Raw genomic sequence first — 14,156 nt, forward strand, 5'->3', positions numbered from 1 at the left:
TAAGGGGCTTAACGTTGTTAAATTAATAAATAACCTGAACTCTGATTAAGTGATTTTTTATCCAGAATTTAGGTTAAATAGCTTAGCGCATAGTCACAAACTCTTCAGAGCCCGTTGGGTGAAGTGCAACAACAGCGTCAAAGTCAGCTTTAGTTGCGCCCATTTTCATCGCTACGGCAAAACCCTGAATCATTTCATCAACGGCAAAACCAAGGCCATGTAAGCCAATTACTTTTTCGTCTTCCCCTGCGCAAACTAGCATCATGTTGCATGCTTGACGGTGCTGAGTTACCGCTGTGTACATAGCAGCAAAGCTTGATTTATACACTTTTACGTTTTCTGCGCCGTACTGAGAAATCGCTTCTTGCTCGGTTAAACCAATGGTGCCGATAGGCGGATGACTAAATACGACTGTTGGTACTAGGCTGTAATCCATTTTTAAATCATCAGGGAGTGCTTTATTAAATAAGCGCTCAGATAGGGTACGGCCTGCTTTAACTGCAACAGGAGTAAGCTCAATACCGCCTTCAATAATATCACCCACTGCATAAACGTTTTTAGCAGTCGTATTTTGGTACTCATCTACTTTCACATAACCGCTTTCATTTACTTCTACACCGGCTGCTGCAAGGTTTATCTTGTCTGTTGTAGGTGTGCGGCCAATGGCCCAAATAACCTGATCAACATTTTGGCTGTAACCGTTTTCAAAATGAATAGTTAAACTGCCGTCACTTTCTTTGATTACTTCTTTAGGGGAGCATTCAGTATGAAGAGTCGGACCTTCTTTAGCCATAATATCGACGAGCGTGTCAATTATGTAGGGGTCAAATGTACGCAGAGGCTTACTTTTACGAACGAATAAATGTGTTTCTGTGCCCAAGCTATGTAATACACCTGCAATTTCTACGGCAATGTAACCAGCACCAATTACGGCTACGCGTTTAGGTTGTTCGTTAAGCTCAAAAAAGCCATTTGAATCAATACCATGCTCAGCGCCCGGAATGTTTGGAATAGTAGGGCGCCCACCTACAGCCACTAAAATATGATCGGCGGTGTAGTGTTCACCATTTACTTCTACTGTTTTGCTGTCAATAAAGGTAGCAAAGCCTTTAATAACGGTGACGCCATTACTTGCTAAACCGTTGTCGTACCCTTTATGAATTCGGCCAATATAGGCTTCACGACTTTCTACTAGTTTGCTCCAATTAAAGTCTTTTACCTCAACGTTAAAACCGTAATCGGGTGCATATAAGTTAATTGCTTCGGCTACTTGTGCGCCGTGCCACATAACCTTTTTAGGCACACAGCCTACGTTTACACAGGTACCACCCATGTGTTTTGCTTCAATAAGTGCCACTTTAGCACCGCGCATTGCAGCTCTGTTTGCAGAAGCAATACCACCGCTGCCACCGCCAATTGCAATATAATCAAAGTGTTGTGTCATTTTAAGTCCTTAGGCGTTGAGTTTTATGCGCATAAGCATAACATTAAGTTTTAAAAATAAAGAGTGTTTAGATGACCTATGTTGAGTAAAAAAACATTCAGATTTACAGCCTTATCGATATAAAGCGATACGTTAAGTCAGTACCAAACAGAATATCTGCAGTACGTAACCGGGCTCGCTTTAGATTGCATTACCTGTAGGCATTTCATTATTACCGAGCCTAAAAGTAGTTATTAATGGCTTTCGAATAGCCAGATTCATAAAAAGTATGTTGTTTTTTAACTTTTAGACCCAATCTAAAAATGAAATGCATTAACGCAAAGAGAGTATTTATGAGCAACCCACTAATTGGCCTTGAAGGCTTACCACCATTTTCTAAAATTAAGCCTGAATTTGTAGTACCGGCACTTAAAGACGGAATAGCAAATTGTCGAAAAGCCATCGATGACGTACTCGCTAAAAAGTCTTACACGTGGGATGACTTAGTGTTACCACTTGAAGAGGCCGACGATAAACTATCGCGACTATTTTCGCCTGTTTCTCATTTAAATTCTGTTATGAATAACGACGAACTGCGTGAAGCATACGAGCAGTGTTTACCGCTTATTTCTGAGTACTCTACGTTTGTCGGTCAGCATCAAGGTTTATACGAAGCGTATAATGCCTTGTACAACAGTGACGAATTTAAAACGCTGACTACAGCACAACAAAAATCAATTACCAACGCGCTGCGCGATTTTAAATTGTCGGGCATTGCATTAGCGCCGAAGCAGCAAAAACGCTACGGTGAAATAAGCGCGCGTTTATCAGAGCTTGCTTCTAAGTTTGGTAACAATGTAATGGATGCGACTTTAGCGTGGCACAAGCACATTACTGATGAAGCCGATTTAGCCGGACTCCCCGAGTCTGCACTTGCGCTTGCTGCTGACACCGCCAAAAGTAAAGATCTAGACGGTTGGGTATTTACACTTGATTTCCCATCTTACTTGCCAATTATGACTTACGCTGATAACCGTGAACTTCGTAAAGAAACCTACACCGCATTTAGCACACGCGCATCGGATCAAGGCCCAAATGCGGGTGAGTTTGATAACTCAGACATAATGAAAGAAGCACTTGCACTTCGCCATGAACTTGCGCAGTTATTAGGGTTTAAAAGCTACGCTGAAAAATCATTAGCAACAAAAATGGCTGAAACACCAGAGCAAGTGTTTTCGTTCTTAGAAGACCTAGCGGCTAAATCAAAACCACAAGCAGAGCAAGAAGTGGCAGAGCTAAAAGCGTACGCTGAGCAAAAACATGGTATTTCTGAATTAGAAGCATGGGATTTTGGCTACTATGGCGAAAAACTAAAACAAGAAAAATACGCAATATCAGATGAAGTACTACGCCCATATTTCCCAGCAAATAAAGTATTAAGTGGCTTGTTTGAAACAGTTAACCGCTTATTTGGCATTAGCGTAAACGAAGTAACCGACTTTGATACGTACCATAAAGATGTACGCTTTTTTGAAATTGTTGATAGCAATAACACGCTACGAGGGCGTTTTTACTTAGATCTTTACGCACGCGATCGCAAACGCGGTGGCGCGTGGATGGACGATTGTATGGGTCGTAAGGTACGCGCTAATGGCGAGTTACAAACCCCTGTAGCTTATTTAGTATGTAACTTTAATAAAGCAGTAGGTGATAAACCAGCTTTGTTTACCCATAATGAAGTAACGACTTTATTCCATGAGTTTGGCCACGGTATTCACCATATGCTGACTCAAGTTGATGCTGCTCCCGTAGCAGGTATTAATGGCGTAGCTTGGGATGCCGTAGAGCTACCAAGTCAGTTTTTAGAAAACTGGTGTTACGAGGAAGAAGCGCTGAGCTTTATTTCGGGCCATTTTGAAACCGGCGAGCCATTACCAAAAGAATTGCTTGATAAGTTATTGGCCGCTAAAAACTATAACTCAGGCATGCAAATGCTGCGTCAAATTGAGTTTTCGTTATTTGATTTTAAAATTCATAACGATTATGTCGCGGGCGAGCCGTGTCAAATCCAAGCTGTATTAAACGATGTGCGCAGTCGTACATCCGTTGTTCACGCCCCAGAGTTTAATCGTTTTCAGCACGGGTTTAGCCATATTTTTGCAGGTGGCTACAGTGCCGGTTATTACTCGTATAAATGGGCTGAAGTATTATCGGCCGATGCTTACTCTAAGTTTGAGGAGGAAGGAATTTTTAACCCACAAACAGGGCAAGCCTTCATGCAGCATATTTTAGAAAAGGGCGGCAGTGAAGAGCCTATGGAGTTATTTAAAAACTTTCGAGGCCGTGAGCCACGCGTTGATGCGCTACTTCGCCATAGTGGCATAGCAGCTTAAAAATATGTCATTTATTAAATGTAACAAAAGCGCCTAAACGGCGCTTTTTTATTGTTTTTAGATAATAGGCTATAAACGTTAGTAATTTCAGCACGCCGTACTATGCTCTAAGCATGCTCAACTAAACGGATTTGTGTATGGAAAAGTTAGTACTTACCATTGATGACGATAAATTAACCCACCTCATTATTGAAGAGTCTCTAGCTGGGTTTTGTAAACTTCTTCATGCTAAAGAGGGCGAGGAGGGGCTAAGGTTAATAAACGAACATAAACCCGATATTATCCTTCTCGACATAGAAATGCCGGGTAAGTCGGGTTATCAAGTCTGCCAAGAAATAAAACAAAATGCCGATACGAAAGATATTCCGGTTATGTTTCTCTCATCAAAAGAAGCGCTTATCGACCGAGTAAAAGGCTACAGTGTTGGTGCTTCTGACTACATAATGAAACCGTTTAATGCACAGGAGCTAATGGCACGTATCAAAATACTGTATGCGTATCGCCAACAATGCGTCAAACTCGAAAGCGATATAAATAAAGCCAATAAAACTGCCGCAATGGCGATGACCGAGTCGGGAGATATGGGTCGAATTATGCGCTATGTTGGCCAAAGTTATCATGCCAACAGTTTAGAAATTTTGAGCGAGTACTTTTTGGGTTTTTTTACCCTCTTCAATTTGGATGTGGTGGTTGTATTTTGGTGCCAGCATAAAAGTGAATTTTACAGCTTGAAAGGCGGCGTATGCCCACTAGAGCAGGAGTTATTGGAGCAACACAAAGACGCACAGCGGTTTGTTGATATAGGTAACAGCACTATTATCAACTACCCAAAGCTATCGTTACTGGTTAAGAATATGCCGGTCGATGACACCGAAAAGTATGGGCGTTATAAAGATTTATTCCCTCATATTTTAGAGGTCACCAATGAAAAGGTCGTTACTATGGAAAGAAACGAAAAAAATTACCAGCAAGCTGAACAAATTAGCACGGCACTGGAAGATATAATAAGCCAGTTTAATGCTCAAAATATCACGCAAAGTAATGTAGCAGAGCAGTTTTGTGCACAACTAGAGGCATTAAATACAGCTATTGAGCTTCAAAAGAATAATTTAAACCCCGCCGATATTGATTCATGTATATCGCAGCTCGAACATACTATGCAGTTACTGGTGTCTGCCAACAGCGATTTAGCGTTTATAAAATATCAGTTTGAGCAAGTAACACAAAGCCGCAGTGAGTTTTTACAGAGTTTACGCCATAAAGTTGAAGACATTGAGCCTGCAATTAACCAAGACCCTGACATAGAGCTATTTTAGTGCGCTTAAGCTCGCTGGTTGATATACTCTGGCGGTATTTTATCGTCGGAGTGTATTGTGGTTATTCAGTGTGCCTTTAAAGAGTGTCGCCCGTATTTAAATGAATTAGAAACGCGTTTTGGTTTAGTAAATTGGCAACAAAATAGCCAAGGTTTTAGCCTGCACTATGACGATACAGGACTGAGTTTATTTAAAACTGATGAACCTAAATTAGGTGCCATTAACGTTGATTTTGTTACCGGGGCAGCCGCTCACAGACGAAAATTTGGTGGCGGTAAAGGGCAAGCTATAGCCAAAGCGGTTGGCCTTAATAAAGGGGCAACGCCTGTGGTACTTGATGCAACCGCAGGTTTGGGGCGTGATGGCTTTGTATTGGCGTCACTCGGGTGCAAGGTTATTTTACATGAACGTCACCCTGTAGTTGCTGCACTGCTGGCTGATGGTTTAAATAGAGCTTACAGCGACACAGAAATTGGCCCTTGGATGAAAGACAATATGAGCCTAGTCTTTGGCTCAAGCCACACGTTACTAGCCCAATGTGAAAGCATGCCCGATGTGGTGTATTTAGATCCTATGTTTCCACACCGCGAAAAGTCAGCCTTAGTAAAAAAAGAAATGCGAGTGTTTCAAGAGTTAGTAGGCGCAGATACCGACGCCGATGATTTACTTGAATTTGCCTACCCACTTGCTAGCAAGCGAGTGGTGGTTAAGCGCCCCGATTACGCCCCGTTTTTAAATGACAAAACCCCCAGTATGCAAATTAAAACTAAAAAGAACCGTTTTGATGTGTATGTAAAAGCGGCCATGGTTTGAAGGCCCTTTTACGTATGCGATCGGCTTTAAGGATCTAGGATCTTTTTAAGCTTTTATGTTAGAATTCGCGCAATTTTTTGGCATTAGTAAGAAGCACAGCAATGATCTTAGACGATATTCGCGTTGTTTTAGTTAACACATCACACTCAGGTAATATAGGCTCGGCGGCTCGCGCCATGAAAACAATGGGTTTATCAAAACTCTATTTAGTTGATCCCGCTTGTGAAATTGACAGCCATGCAAGTGCGTTATCTGCAGGTGCTAGCGATGTGTTAGGTAATGCAGTAATTGTTGAAAAGCTTGAAGACGCCATTGCTGATTGTGCATTAACTATTGGTACAAGCGCACGTTCACGCACGCTTTCATGGCCGATGGTTGAGCCTCGCGAGTGTGGTGAAAAGCTGGTGGCTGAAGCCGAGAATGGCCCTGTGGCATTAGTGTTTGGTCGTGAAAACAGTGGCTTAACTAACGAAGAGCTTCAGCTGTGTAACTACCATGTATGTATTCCCGCTAACCCAGAATATAGCTCGCTAAATCTTGCTATGGCTGTGCAAACATTGTCTTACGAAACACGTATGGCATTTTTGAATAAGCAACCCAAACAAGAAGCGCAAGACGACACGGTTTACCCAAACTCTAAACAAACAGAGTTGTTTTACGAACACCTTGAGGAGACCTTGTATAACACAGGCTTCATCATCAAACAGCATCCAGGCATTGTAATGACAAAGCTTCGCCGTTTATTTAACCGTGCTCGCCCAGAAGAGGCAGAGATGAATATTTTGCGCGGTATTCTTACCTCTATAAATAAATCGATTCCTAAGTAAGGTATAGCAATTAGTTATATAAACGGGTGTTTAAATAACTGCCTAATACTTGACTAAATTACTCAGGTAATTACAATGGTGTCAATACTTGACCAAACAGGTCAAGTATTAAAAATTTGTTAACTACATTCATTTTAAGCGATATGTTTTTAAATCAAATTTTTATCAAGTGATAATACTTGACTAATTTACTCTGGTAATTAAAATTTGCACTCTTTGTGCAGGGGGCGTTATGAAATTAACATCAAAAGGACGATATGCCGTTACAGCGATGCTTGATGTTGCGCTGCATACAGGTGTTGGTCCTGTCGCCCTTGCTGATATTTCACAGCGACAAGAAATTTCTTTGTCATACCTTGAACAATTATTTGCTCGGCTGCGTAAAAATGGCTTGGTAAGTTCGGTTCGAGGTCCTGGTGGCGGCTATTTACTAGGGCGAGAAGCCGATGTTATTTCTGTTGGTGATATTATTACCGCAGTTGACGAATCGGTTGATGCAACACGTTGCCAAGGTGCCAACACTGGCTGCCAAAGTGGTATGCGCTGCTTAACCCATAATTTGTGGTCAGATTTAAGCGCACGCATAGAAGAATTTTTGAATAATATTACCCTTGCTGAATTGGTGGAAAAATCAGATGTGAAAGAAATCGCATCACGCCAAGATAACAGTATCAATAATGCAATTAAGCAGTTGGAAAACATTCAAGTAAGCTGTCAACTTTAAGGTTGACCTGCAGCGGAGAGAGAAATGAAGTTACCGATTTATTTAGATTACGCAGCAACCACGCCTGTTGATGAGCGTGTTGCTAAAGAAATGATGCAATGCCTCACAATGGACGGTAAATTTGGTAACCCTGCATCACGTTCACACCGTTTTGGTTGGCAAGCAGAAGAAGCTGTTGACCAAGCACGTACAGATATTGCTGATTTAGTAAATGCAGACCCACGTGAAATCGTTTTCACCTCGGGTGCAACTGAATCAAACAACCTTGCTATCAAAGGTGCAGCACAGTTTTACAAAAAGAAAGGTAAGCACATTATTACCGCTAAAACTGAGCACAAAGCAGTCATCGACACATGTCGTGAATTAGAACGTCAAGGTTTTGAAGTAACTTATATGGACGTTGAAGAAAACGGCCTGCTTGATCTGCAAAAGCTAGCAGACACAATGCGTGACGACACCGTACTTGTCAGCATCATGCACGTAAACAATGAGTTAGGTGTAATTCAAGACATCGCAACTATTGGCGAAATGTGTCGCGAACGTAAAATTATGTTCCACGTAGATGCAGCGCAAAGCGCGGGTAAAGTACTTATTGACGTACAACAACTTAAAGTTGATTTTATGTCGTTCTCTGCGCACAAAGCGTATGGCCCTAAAGGTGTAGGTGCGCTTTACGTTCGTCGTAAACCTCGCGCTCGTTTAGAAGCGCAAATGCACGGTGGCGGCCATGAGCGTGGTATGCGTTCTGGCACACTGGCAACGCACCAGTTGGTGGGCATGGGGACTGCATTTAGAATCGCAAAAGAAGATTTTGAAAAAGATTTTGCACACATCAGCGCATTACGTAAACGCCTAATTGACGGCATTATGGCTGATATGGACGAAGTATACTTTAACGGCACACAAGACCAGTCAGTACCGGGTATTGTAAACATCAGCTTTAACTTTGTTGAAGGTGAATCGTTACTTATGGCAGTAAAAGACATTGCGGTATCGTCAGGTTCAGCCTGTACATCTGCAAGCTTAGAGCCTTCTTATGTTTTACGTGCACTTGGCCGTAACGACGAATTAGCACACAGCTCAATTCGTTTCAGTATTGGTCGTTTTACTACCGAAGAAGAGATTGATTACACCGTTGAATTAATGAAAAACTCTATCGGTCGCCTACGTGAAATGTCTCCACTTTGGGAGATGCATCAAGAAGGTATTGATTTAGATTCAGTTGAATGGGCTCACCACTAATAATTAGTGATGTAAGCACATACCCTAGCAGGTAATGAGGATAGAATTATGGCGTACAGTGATAAAGTAATCGACCACGTAGAAAACCCACGTAACGTAGGTGCTCTGGACAAAAACGATCCGTCAGTGGCAACGGGTATGGTAGGCGCACCAGCATGTGGTGACGTAATGAAATTGCAAATTAAAGTATCGTCTGAAGGCGTTATTGAAGATGCGAAATTCAAAACCTATGGTTGTGGTAGCGCAATTGCTTCTTCTTCACTTGTAACAGAGTGGGTTAAAGGTAAAACACTAGACGAAGCAGCAACAATCAAAAACACTGATATCAGTGCTGAGCTAGAATTACCACCAGTGAAAATTCACTGTTCAATTTTAGCCGAAGATGCAATTCAAGCAGCAATTGCAGACTACAAAAGCAAACAAGCGAAGTAAGAAGAGAAACTCATGGCAGTGACATTGACAGATGCGGCAGCAAACCGCGTACAATCATTTTTAGCAAACCGCGGCAAAGGGTTAGGTCTGCGCGTTGGCATTAAAACGACGGGCTGTTCAGGTCTTGCTTATGTACTTGAGTTTGTTGACGAGTTAAACGAAGACGATGAAACGTTTGCAGCTAAAGGCGTAACTATAATAGTTGACGCAAAAAGCTTAGTTTACATTGACGGCACAGAGCTCGACTACACAAAAGAAGGTTTAAATGAAGGGTTTAAATTTAATAACCCAAACCAAGCTGACGAGTGTGGTTGTGGCGAAAGCTTTACCGTTTAATTGCTACGTGTAATTGTTTTTTGAAGCCCTGCAACTGTAGGGCTTTGTTATTTCTGAATATTACTGGTTGAATCTATGCGTTACTTTGAATTATTTGCAGTGCCCGTTGATTATAATATTGATTTAGCAACGATTAATAAAAATTACCTAGAATTACAGCGTGCTGTTCACCCCGACCGCCATGCCAATGCAAGCAGCCGAGATAAGTTAATGTCGGTGCAAAGTGCTGCTGAAATTAACGATGCCTTGCAAACACTTAAGCATCCAGTTAAACGTGCTGAGTATATGTTAAGCGAGCTAGGTGTTGATATTCGCGCTGAGCAACAAACGCTGCAAGATCCTATGTTCTTAATGCAACAAATGGAATTACGCGAAGAGCTCGAAGAGCTTGCATCAGCAAACGACCCGGATGCGGCCATTGCTAATTTTGAAAAACAAATAAAACAACTTAACGAGCAATACAGTGCACAGCTTGCAGAGCAGTTAGCAAGTAACGACGAGCAACAGTATCAACTAGCGGCTGATAATATTCGTAAACTGAAGTTTGTTTATAAATTACGTGACGAACTAGAACGCATTGAAGACAGTTTATTTGACGATTAATTACTTGCTGTAAAGCGAGCAAAACGAGTTTAAAGAGCATTATGGCATTATTGCAAATTGCTGAGCCGGGGCAAAGCGCGGCACCACACGAACATAAACTAGCCATAGGTATTGACCTTGGCACGACTAATTCATTAGTGGCTACTGTACAAAGCGGCGAAGCGCGCACCTTAACGGATGAATTAGGGGCTGCGATGCTACCGTCGGTTGTTCGTTATCAAGCCGGTGGTATTACTGTGGGTTCAGAAGCAGCTCAAGCTGCAACACAAGACCCTGCTAATACGCTTATTTCAGTAAAGCGCTTTTTAGGTAAAACACAAGCTGAAATAGAGCAAAGCTACGGTCAATTACCGTATGAATTTTGTGAAGATAATGGCTCGCTTGCAATTCAAACCGAGGCCGGAAAAATCAGCCCAGTAAAAGCGTCAAGCCATATCTTAGCCGCTCTAAAAGCGCGTGCAGAACAAAGTTTTGGTAATCAAGAAATTTTAGGGGCTGTTATCACCGTTCCTGCGTATTTTGATGATGCTCAGCGTCAAAGTACCAAAGATGCAGCAGAACTTGCTGGTATTAACGTATTGCGTTTGTTAAACGAGCCTACAGCAGCTGCTGTTGCCTATGGCTTAGACTCGGGCCAAGAAGGGATCATAGCAGTTTACGACTTAGGCGGTGGTACATTTGATATTTCTGTTCTTCGTCTACACCAAGGTGTTTTTGAAGTCATGGCAACGGGTGGCGACTCAAGCTTAGGGGGGGACGACTTTGATTCACTATTGGTTGATTACTTTAAGCAGCAAACGGGTGTATCGGCGTTATCACCTTCGATTTTACGTTTATTTATTAATAAAGCAAAAGCCTGTAAAGAAGCGTTAAGCCAGTACGCAAAAGTAAATGTAGGGCTTGAGTTTGACGGACAAAACCACACGGTAGAAGTAACGCGCGAAACATTTGACGAAATGGCTATGCCACTAGTTAAAAAAACGCTGCGTTCGTGTCGTCGTGCTGTAAAAGATGCTGGCATTGAAAACGAAGAAGTTTTACAAGTTATTATGGTCGGCGGGTCAACGCGTATGCCACTGGTACGTAGCCAAGTACATAGCTTTTTTGATAAAGAACCGCTAACCTCAATCGACCCAGATCGGGTTGTTGCATTGGGTGCAGCACTGCAAGCAGACGTACTCATTGGCAATAAGCCAGACTCAGACATGTTATTGCTAGATGTACTGCCACTGTCGCTTGGACTTGAAACCATGGGCGGTTTGGTTGAAAAAATTATACCGCGTAACACGACTATTCCGGTAGCGCGCGCTCAAGAATTTACAACGTTTAAAGATGGCCAAACGGCAATGTCTTTGCATGTATTACAAGGTGAGCGTGAGTTGGTTGACGATTGTCGTTCACTTGCTAAATTTAGCTTAAAAGGTATTCCACCAATGGCAGCCGGTGCTGCACATATTAGAGTCACCTTTAAAGTTGATGCTGATGGCTTATTAAGTGTTTCAGCTATGGAAAAATCAACGGGTGTGCAAGCCGAAATTCAGGTTAAACCGTCGTTTGGTTTATCTGATGATCAGGTAGCTAACATGTTAAAAGAGTCGATGAGCAACGCAAAAGACGACATGCAAGCACGTATGTTAAAAGAACAACAAGTTGAAGCGCTTCGTGTTATTGAAGCACTAAATGCTTCGTTAGATGCCGATGGCGCATTACTTGACGACACACAACTTACAAATTTAAGAGCTGAAATTGCAGAGCTGGTAAAAGTGCGCGAAAATGCACAACAACCTAGCGAAATTAAAGCGGCTATCGAGAAAGTAGATAACGCCAGTAGTGAATTTGCATCGCGCAGAATGGATGCATCAATTAAAAAAGCCCTAACGGGTCAGTCAGTAGACAACATTTAAGAGAGATTAGAATGCCACAAATTGTTTTTCTTCCACATCCTGAATTGTGTCCTGACGGCGCTGCAATTGAAGCTCCAGAGGGTCAAACAGTACTCGACGCGGCGCTTAAAAATGGCATAAGTATTCCACATGCATGTGAAAAGTCGTGTGCGTGTACTACGTGCCATTTAGTTATTCGTGAAGGGTTTGATTCACTTGACGAAAGTGACGACCTAGAAGATGACATGCTAGACAAAGCGTGGGGCTTAGAGCCTGAGTCGCGCCTTGGTTGCCAAGCAATTATTAGAGATGAGGACTTAGTGGTTGAAATACCTAAGTACAATCTCAATATCGTTAATGAAGAGCACTAGTTTTTAATTAACGATATATTATATTGGAAGCCGCTGTTTGATACAGCGGCTTTTTTATTTTGAGCAAGTGATTATCTTAGCAATAGGTGCTTGCGCTTCATACAGGCTCAAGCTCTACGTCGATAGTGACGTTTTACTCTACGTATTAATGTGAACACATAGCTTGCTATCGCGACGCCTACAGCGCAATTTTAATTAAACGGTAATATGGAGGTGTATTTTGAGTGATCTTATTTTTTCTGACTCATTTATTAACGGCGAATTTTATAAAACTGATACGCGCTTTAACGTTGACGACCCCGCGACCGAAAAAAGTATTGTAGAAGTAAGCGATATAGACGAGCAAGGCATAAAAAATGCCATAACAGCAGCGCAAGGCGCTTTTGTAAAATTAAAAGCCACCAATGCCAGTGATCGGAGCGAAACCCTGATGCGTTGGTATGATCTAGTGATAAAGCACAAACAAACGCTAGCTACACTAATGACCAAAGAACAAGGTAAGCCGCTTAAAGAATCGCTTGGGGAAATAGATTACGGCGCAGGCTTTATAAAGTGGTTTGCTGAAGAAGCCAAGCGAAGTTATGGCGATGTGATCCCACCTACCGACAATAACCACCGTTTAACCAGTTTTAAGCAGCCTGTAGGCGTTGTAGCAGGTATTACACCATGGAACTTCCCTGTTGCAATGGTAACGCGTAAAGTGGCGCCAGCATATGCTGCAGGCTGTAGTTTTATATTAAAGCCTTCTGAACATACGCCGCTATGCGCGATTGCATTAGCATACCTAGCCGACCAAGCTGGTTTTGTTAAAGGTGCATTTAATGTACTCGTATCGCAAGACGCTAAAACAGTGGGTAAAATACTCACCGACTCACACATTGTCCGCAAGTTTACTTTTACTGGCTCTACAGGTGTTGGTAGCCAATTACTTAAGCAATGTGCCGACACGGTTAAGCGTACCTCAATGGAATTAGGCGGCAATGCGCCGTTTATCATTTTTGATAATGCGGATCTGGATGATGCGATTGACGGGCTTATGGCGGCTAAATTTAGAAACAGCGGCCAAGCATGTGTAGCCGCAAACCGCATTTTTATTCAGCGCAGTATTTTAGATGAAGTGCTGAGTAAAATTACGCCTAAAGTAGCCTCATTAAAAGTAGCCAATGGGTTTGAAGAGGACGTAGATATTGGCCCCCTTATTTACCCAAAAGCGAAAGAGAAAGTGCAGCAGCTTGTGCAAGATGCACTTGATAAAGGCGCAGACCTAATAGGGGATAACAGCAGCTTAGGCGGCAGCTTTCAAAACCCGCTCATTGTTACTAACGTAACGACTGAAATGGATATATACCACGAAGAAGTATTTGGCCCTGTGCTAACGGTCATCCCTTTTGATGAAGAAGCAGAAGTGCTTGCGCTTGCTAACGACGTACCCTATGGTTTAGCCGCTTATTTTTATAGCCAAGATTTAAAACAAATTTACCGCATTAGCGAAGGGCTTGAATTTGGCATGATAGGCGTAAATGAAGGGGTAATATCAAACCCCGTTGCTCCGTTTGGTGGAGTAAAACAGTCTGGCTTAGGGCGTGAAGGGGGGCATCAAGGGCTAGATGAATACCTAGAAGAAAAGTACGTGTGTATTAAAATTTAATCGCAAGTCGCGATATAACACTCATGTTCATGGAGTGCGTTAACGTTTTTTTATTACAAAAATATGGCGAAACTATGAACTTTTCTTTTTGCTATTGATACAGCAAGGACTAAGTGCTACCTTTGCCACATATTTTTTGTTAATA

At 42.2% G+C, this 14,156-nt stretch carries 13 protein-coding genes and 1 pseudogene; 12 read left to right on the forward strand and 2 right to left on the reverse strand.

Translation table 11 applies throughout. From position 1 onward, the window contains the following. Positions 1 to 82: 82 nt before the first annotated feature. Complete coding sequence (gene gorA, locus ACFI34_RS11775) at positions 83 to 1,444, reverse strand: glutathione-disulfide reductase (RefSeq protein WP_462673627.1); 1,362 nt, start codon at positions 1,442 to 1,444, stop codon at positions 83 to 85. Between the two features lie 332 nt (positions 1,445 to 1,776). Here gorA and prlC point away from each other — a divergent pair, with 332 nt between their 5' ends. From prlC to fdx, 11 genes are all read left to right on the forward strand, one after another. Beyond that, positions 1,777 to 3,816 (forward strand): oligopeptidase A, encoded by a 2,040-nt coding sequence (gene prlC / locus ACFI34_RS11780; protein ID WP_462673628.1) that lies wholly within the window; start codon positions 1,777 to 1,779, stop codon positions 3,814 to 3,816. A gap of 137 nt (positions 3,817 to 3,953) precedes the next feature. Then, a complete protein-coding gene (locus ACFI34_RS11785) occupies positions 3,954 to 5,132 on the forward strand; it encodes a response regulator (protein WP_462673629.1) in 1,179 nt (392 codons plus the stop codon). A 57-nt stretch (positions 5,133 to 5,189) separates the two neighbouring features. Continuing rightward, positions 5,190 to 5,945, forward strand: coding sequence for a class I SAM-dependent methyltransferase (locus ACFI34_RS11790; RefSeq protein WP_058429133.1), 756 nt, complete (start codon positions 5,190 to 5,192; stop codon positions 5,943 to 5,945). A 101-nt stretch (positions 5,946 to 6,046) separates the two neighbouring features. Then, complete coding sequence (gene trmJ, locus ACFI34_RS11795) at positions 6,047 to 6,772, forward strand: tRNA (cytosine(32)/uridine(32)-2'-O)-methyltransferase TrmJ (RefSeq protein WP_010555565.1); 726 nt, start codon at positions 6,047 to 6,049, stop codon at positions 6,770 to 6,772. Between the two features lie 232 nt (positions 6,773 to 7,004). Then, entirely contained in the window at positions 7,005 to 7,496 is a 492-nt protein-coding gene (gene iscR / locus ACFI34_RS11800) for a Fe-S cluster assembly transcriptional regulator IscR (RefSeq protein ID WP_010555566.1), read from the forward strand. 24 nt (positions 7,497 to 7,520) lie between these two features. After that, positions 7,521 to 8,738 carry an IscS subfamily cysteine desulfurase gene (locus ACFI34_RS11805; protein WP_010555567.1) on the forward strand — a complete coding sequence of 406 codons (1,218 nt, stop codon included), beginning with the start codon at positions 7,521 to 7,523 and terminating at the stop codon, positions 8,736 to 8,738. A 48-nt stretch (positions 8,739 to 8,786) separates the two neighbouring features. Next, complete coding sequence (gene iscU, locus ACFI34_RS11810) at positions 8,787 to 9,170, forward strand: Fe-S cluster assembly scaffold IscU (RefSeq protein WP_008131649.1); 384 nt, start codon at positions 8,787 to 8,789, stop codon at positions 9,168 to 9,170. Positions 9,171 to 9,182: 12 nt separating this feature from the next. Beyond that, positions 9,183 to 9,506, forward strand: a complete 324-nt coding sequence (iscA, locus tag ACFI34_RS11815) for an iron-sulfur cluster assembly protein IscA (RefSeq protein WP_462673630.1) — start codon at positions 9,183 to 9,185, stop codon at positions 9,504 to 9,506. A 75-nt stretch (positions 9,507 to 9,581) separates the two neighbouring features. Next, positions 9,582 to 10,109 (forward strand): co-chaperone HscB, encoded by a 528-nt coding sequence (hscB, locus tag ACFI34_RS11820; RefSeq protein ID WP_462673631.1) that lies wholly within the window; start codon positions 9,582 to 9,584, stop codon positions 10,107 to 10,109. Between the two features lie 41 nt (positions 10,110 to 10,150). Beyond that, positions 10,151 to 12,013, forward strand: a complete 1,863-nt coding sequence (gene hscA / locus ACFI34_RS11825) for a Fe-S protein assembly chaperone HscA (protein ID WP_462673632.1) — start codon at positions 10,151 to 10,153, stop codon at positions 12,011 to 12,013. Positions 12,014 to 12,024: 11 nt separating this feature from the next. Continuing rightward, on the forward strand, positions 12,025 to 12,363 hold the full coding sequence (fdx, locus tag ACFI34_RS11830) for an ISC system 2Fe-2S type ferredoxin (RefSeq protein WP_006791979.1): 339 nt from the start codon (positions 12,025 to 12,027) through the stop codon (positions 12,361 to 12,363). A 107-nt stretch (positions 12,364 to 12,470) separates the two neighbouring features. Here fdx and ACFI34_RS11835 read toward each other — a convergent pair. After that, positions 12,471 to 12,551 (reverse strand): annotated as a pseudogene (locus ACFI34_RS11835) (hypothetical protein); the annotation flags it as partial. Positions 12,552 to 12,583: 32 nt separating this feature from the next. On the opposite strand from ACFI34_RS11835, the gene ACFI34_RS11840 reads away from it, so the two are divergent. Continuing rightward, positions 12,584 to 14,011, forward strand: a complete 1,428-nt coding sequence (locus tag ACFI34_RS11840) for an NAD-dependent succinate-semialdehyde dehydrogenase (RefSeq protein ID WP_462673633.1) — start codon at positions 12,584 to 12,586, stop codon at positions 14,009 to 14,011. Positions 14,012 to 14,156 lie beyond the last annotated feature (145 nt).

The sequence above is a fragment of the Pseudoalteromonas sp. PSi26 genome, from assembly GCF_054960575.1.

Bases quoted from the DNA above. Each gene is read 5' to 3' on its own strand.
- trmJ (WP_010555565.1), top strand. From the start codon at position 6,047: ATGATCTTAGACGATATTCGCGTTGTTTTAGTTAACACATCACACTCA.
- prlC (WP_462673628.1), top strand. From the start codon at position 1,777: ATGAGCAACCCACTAATTGGCCTTGAAGGCTTACCACCATTTTCTAAA.
- ACFI34_RS11805 (WP_010555567.1), top strand. From the start codon at position 7,521: ATGAAGTTACCGATTTATTTAGATTACGCAGCAACCACGCCTGTTGAT.
- ACFI34_RS11785 (WP_462673629.1), top strand. From the start codon at position 3,954: ATGGAAAAGTTAGTACTTACCATTGATGACGATAAATTAACCCACCTC.
- hscA (WP_462673632.1), top strand. From the start codon at position 10,151: ATGGCATTATTGCAAATTGCTGAGCCGGGGCAAAGCGCGGCACCACAC.
- fdx (WP_006791979.1), top strand. From the start codon at position 12,025: ATGCCACAAATTGTTTTTCTTCCACATCCTGAATTGTGTCCTGACGGC.
- iscR (WP_010555566.1), top strand. From the start codon at position 7,005: ATGAAATTAACATCAAAAGGACGATATGCCGTTACAGCGATGCTTGAT.
- iscA (WP_462673630.1), top strand. From the start codon at position 9,183: ATGGCAGTGACATTGACAGATGCGGCAGCAAACCGCGTACAATCATTT.
- hscB (WP_462673631.1), top strand. From the start codon at position 9,582: ATGCGTTACTTTGAATTATTTGCAGTGCCCGTTGATTATAATATTGAT.
- gorA (WP_462673627.1), bottom strand. From the start codon at position 1,444: ATGACACAACACTTTGATTATATTGCAATTGGCGGTGGCAGCGGTGGT.
- iscU (WP_008131649.1), top strand. From the start codon at position 8,787: ATGGCGTACAGTGATAAAGTAATCGACCACGTAGAAAACCCACGTAAC.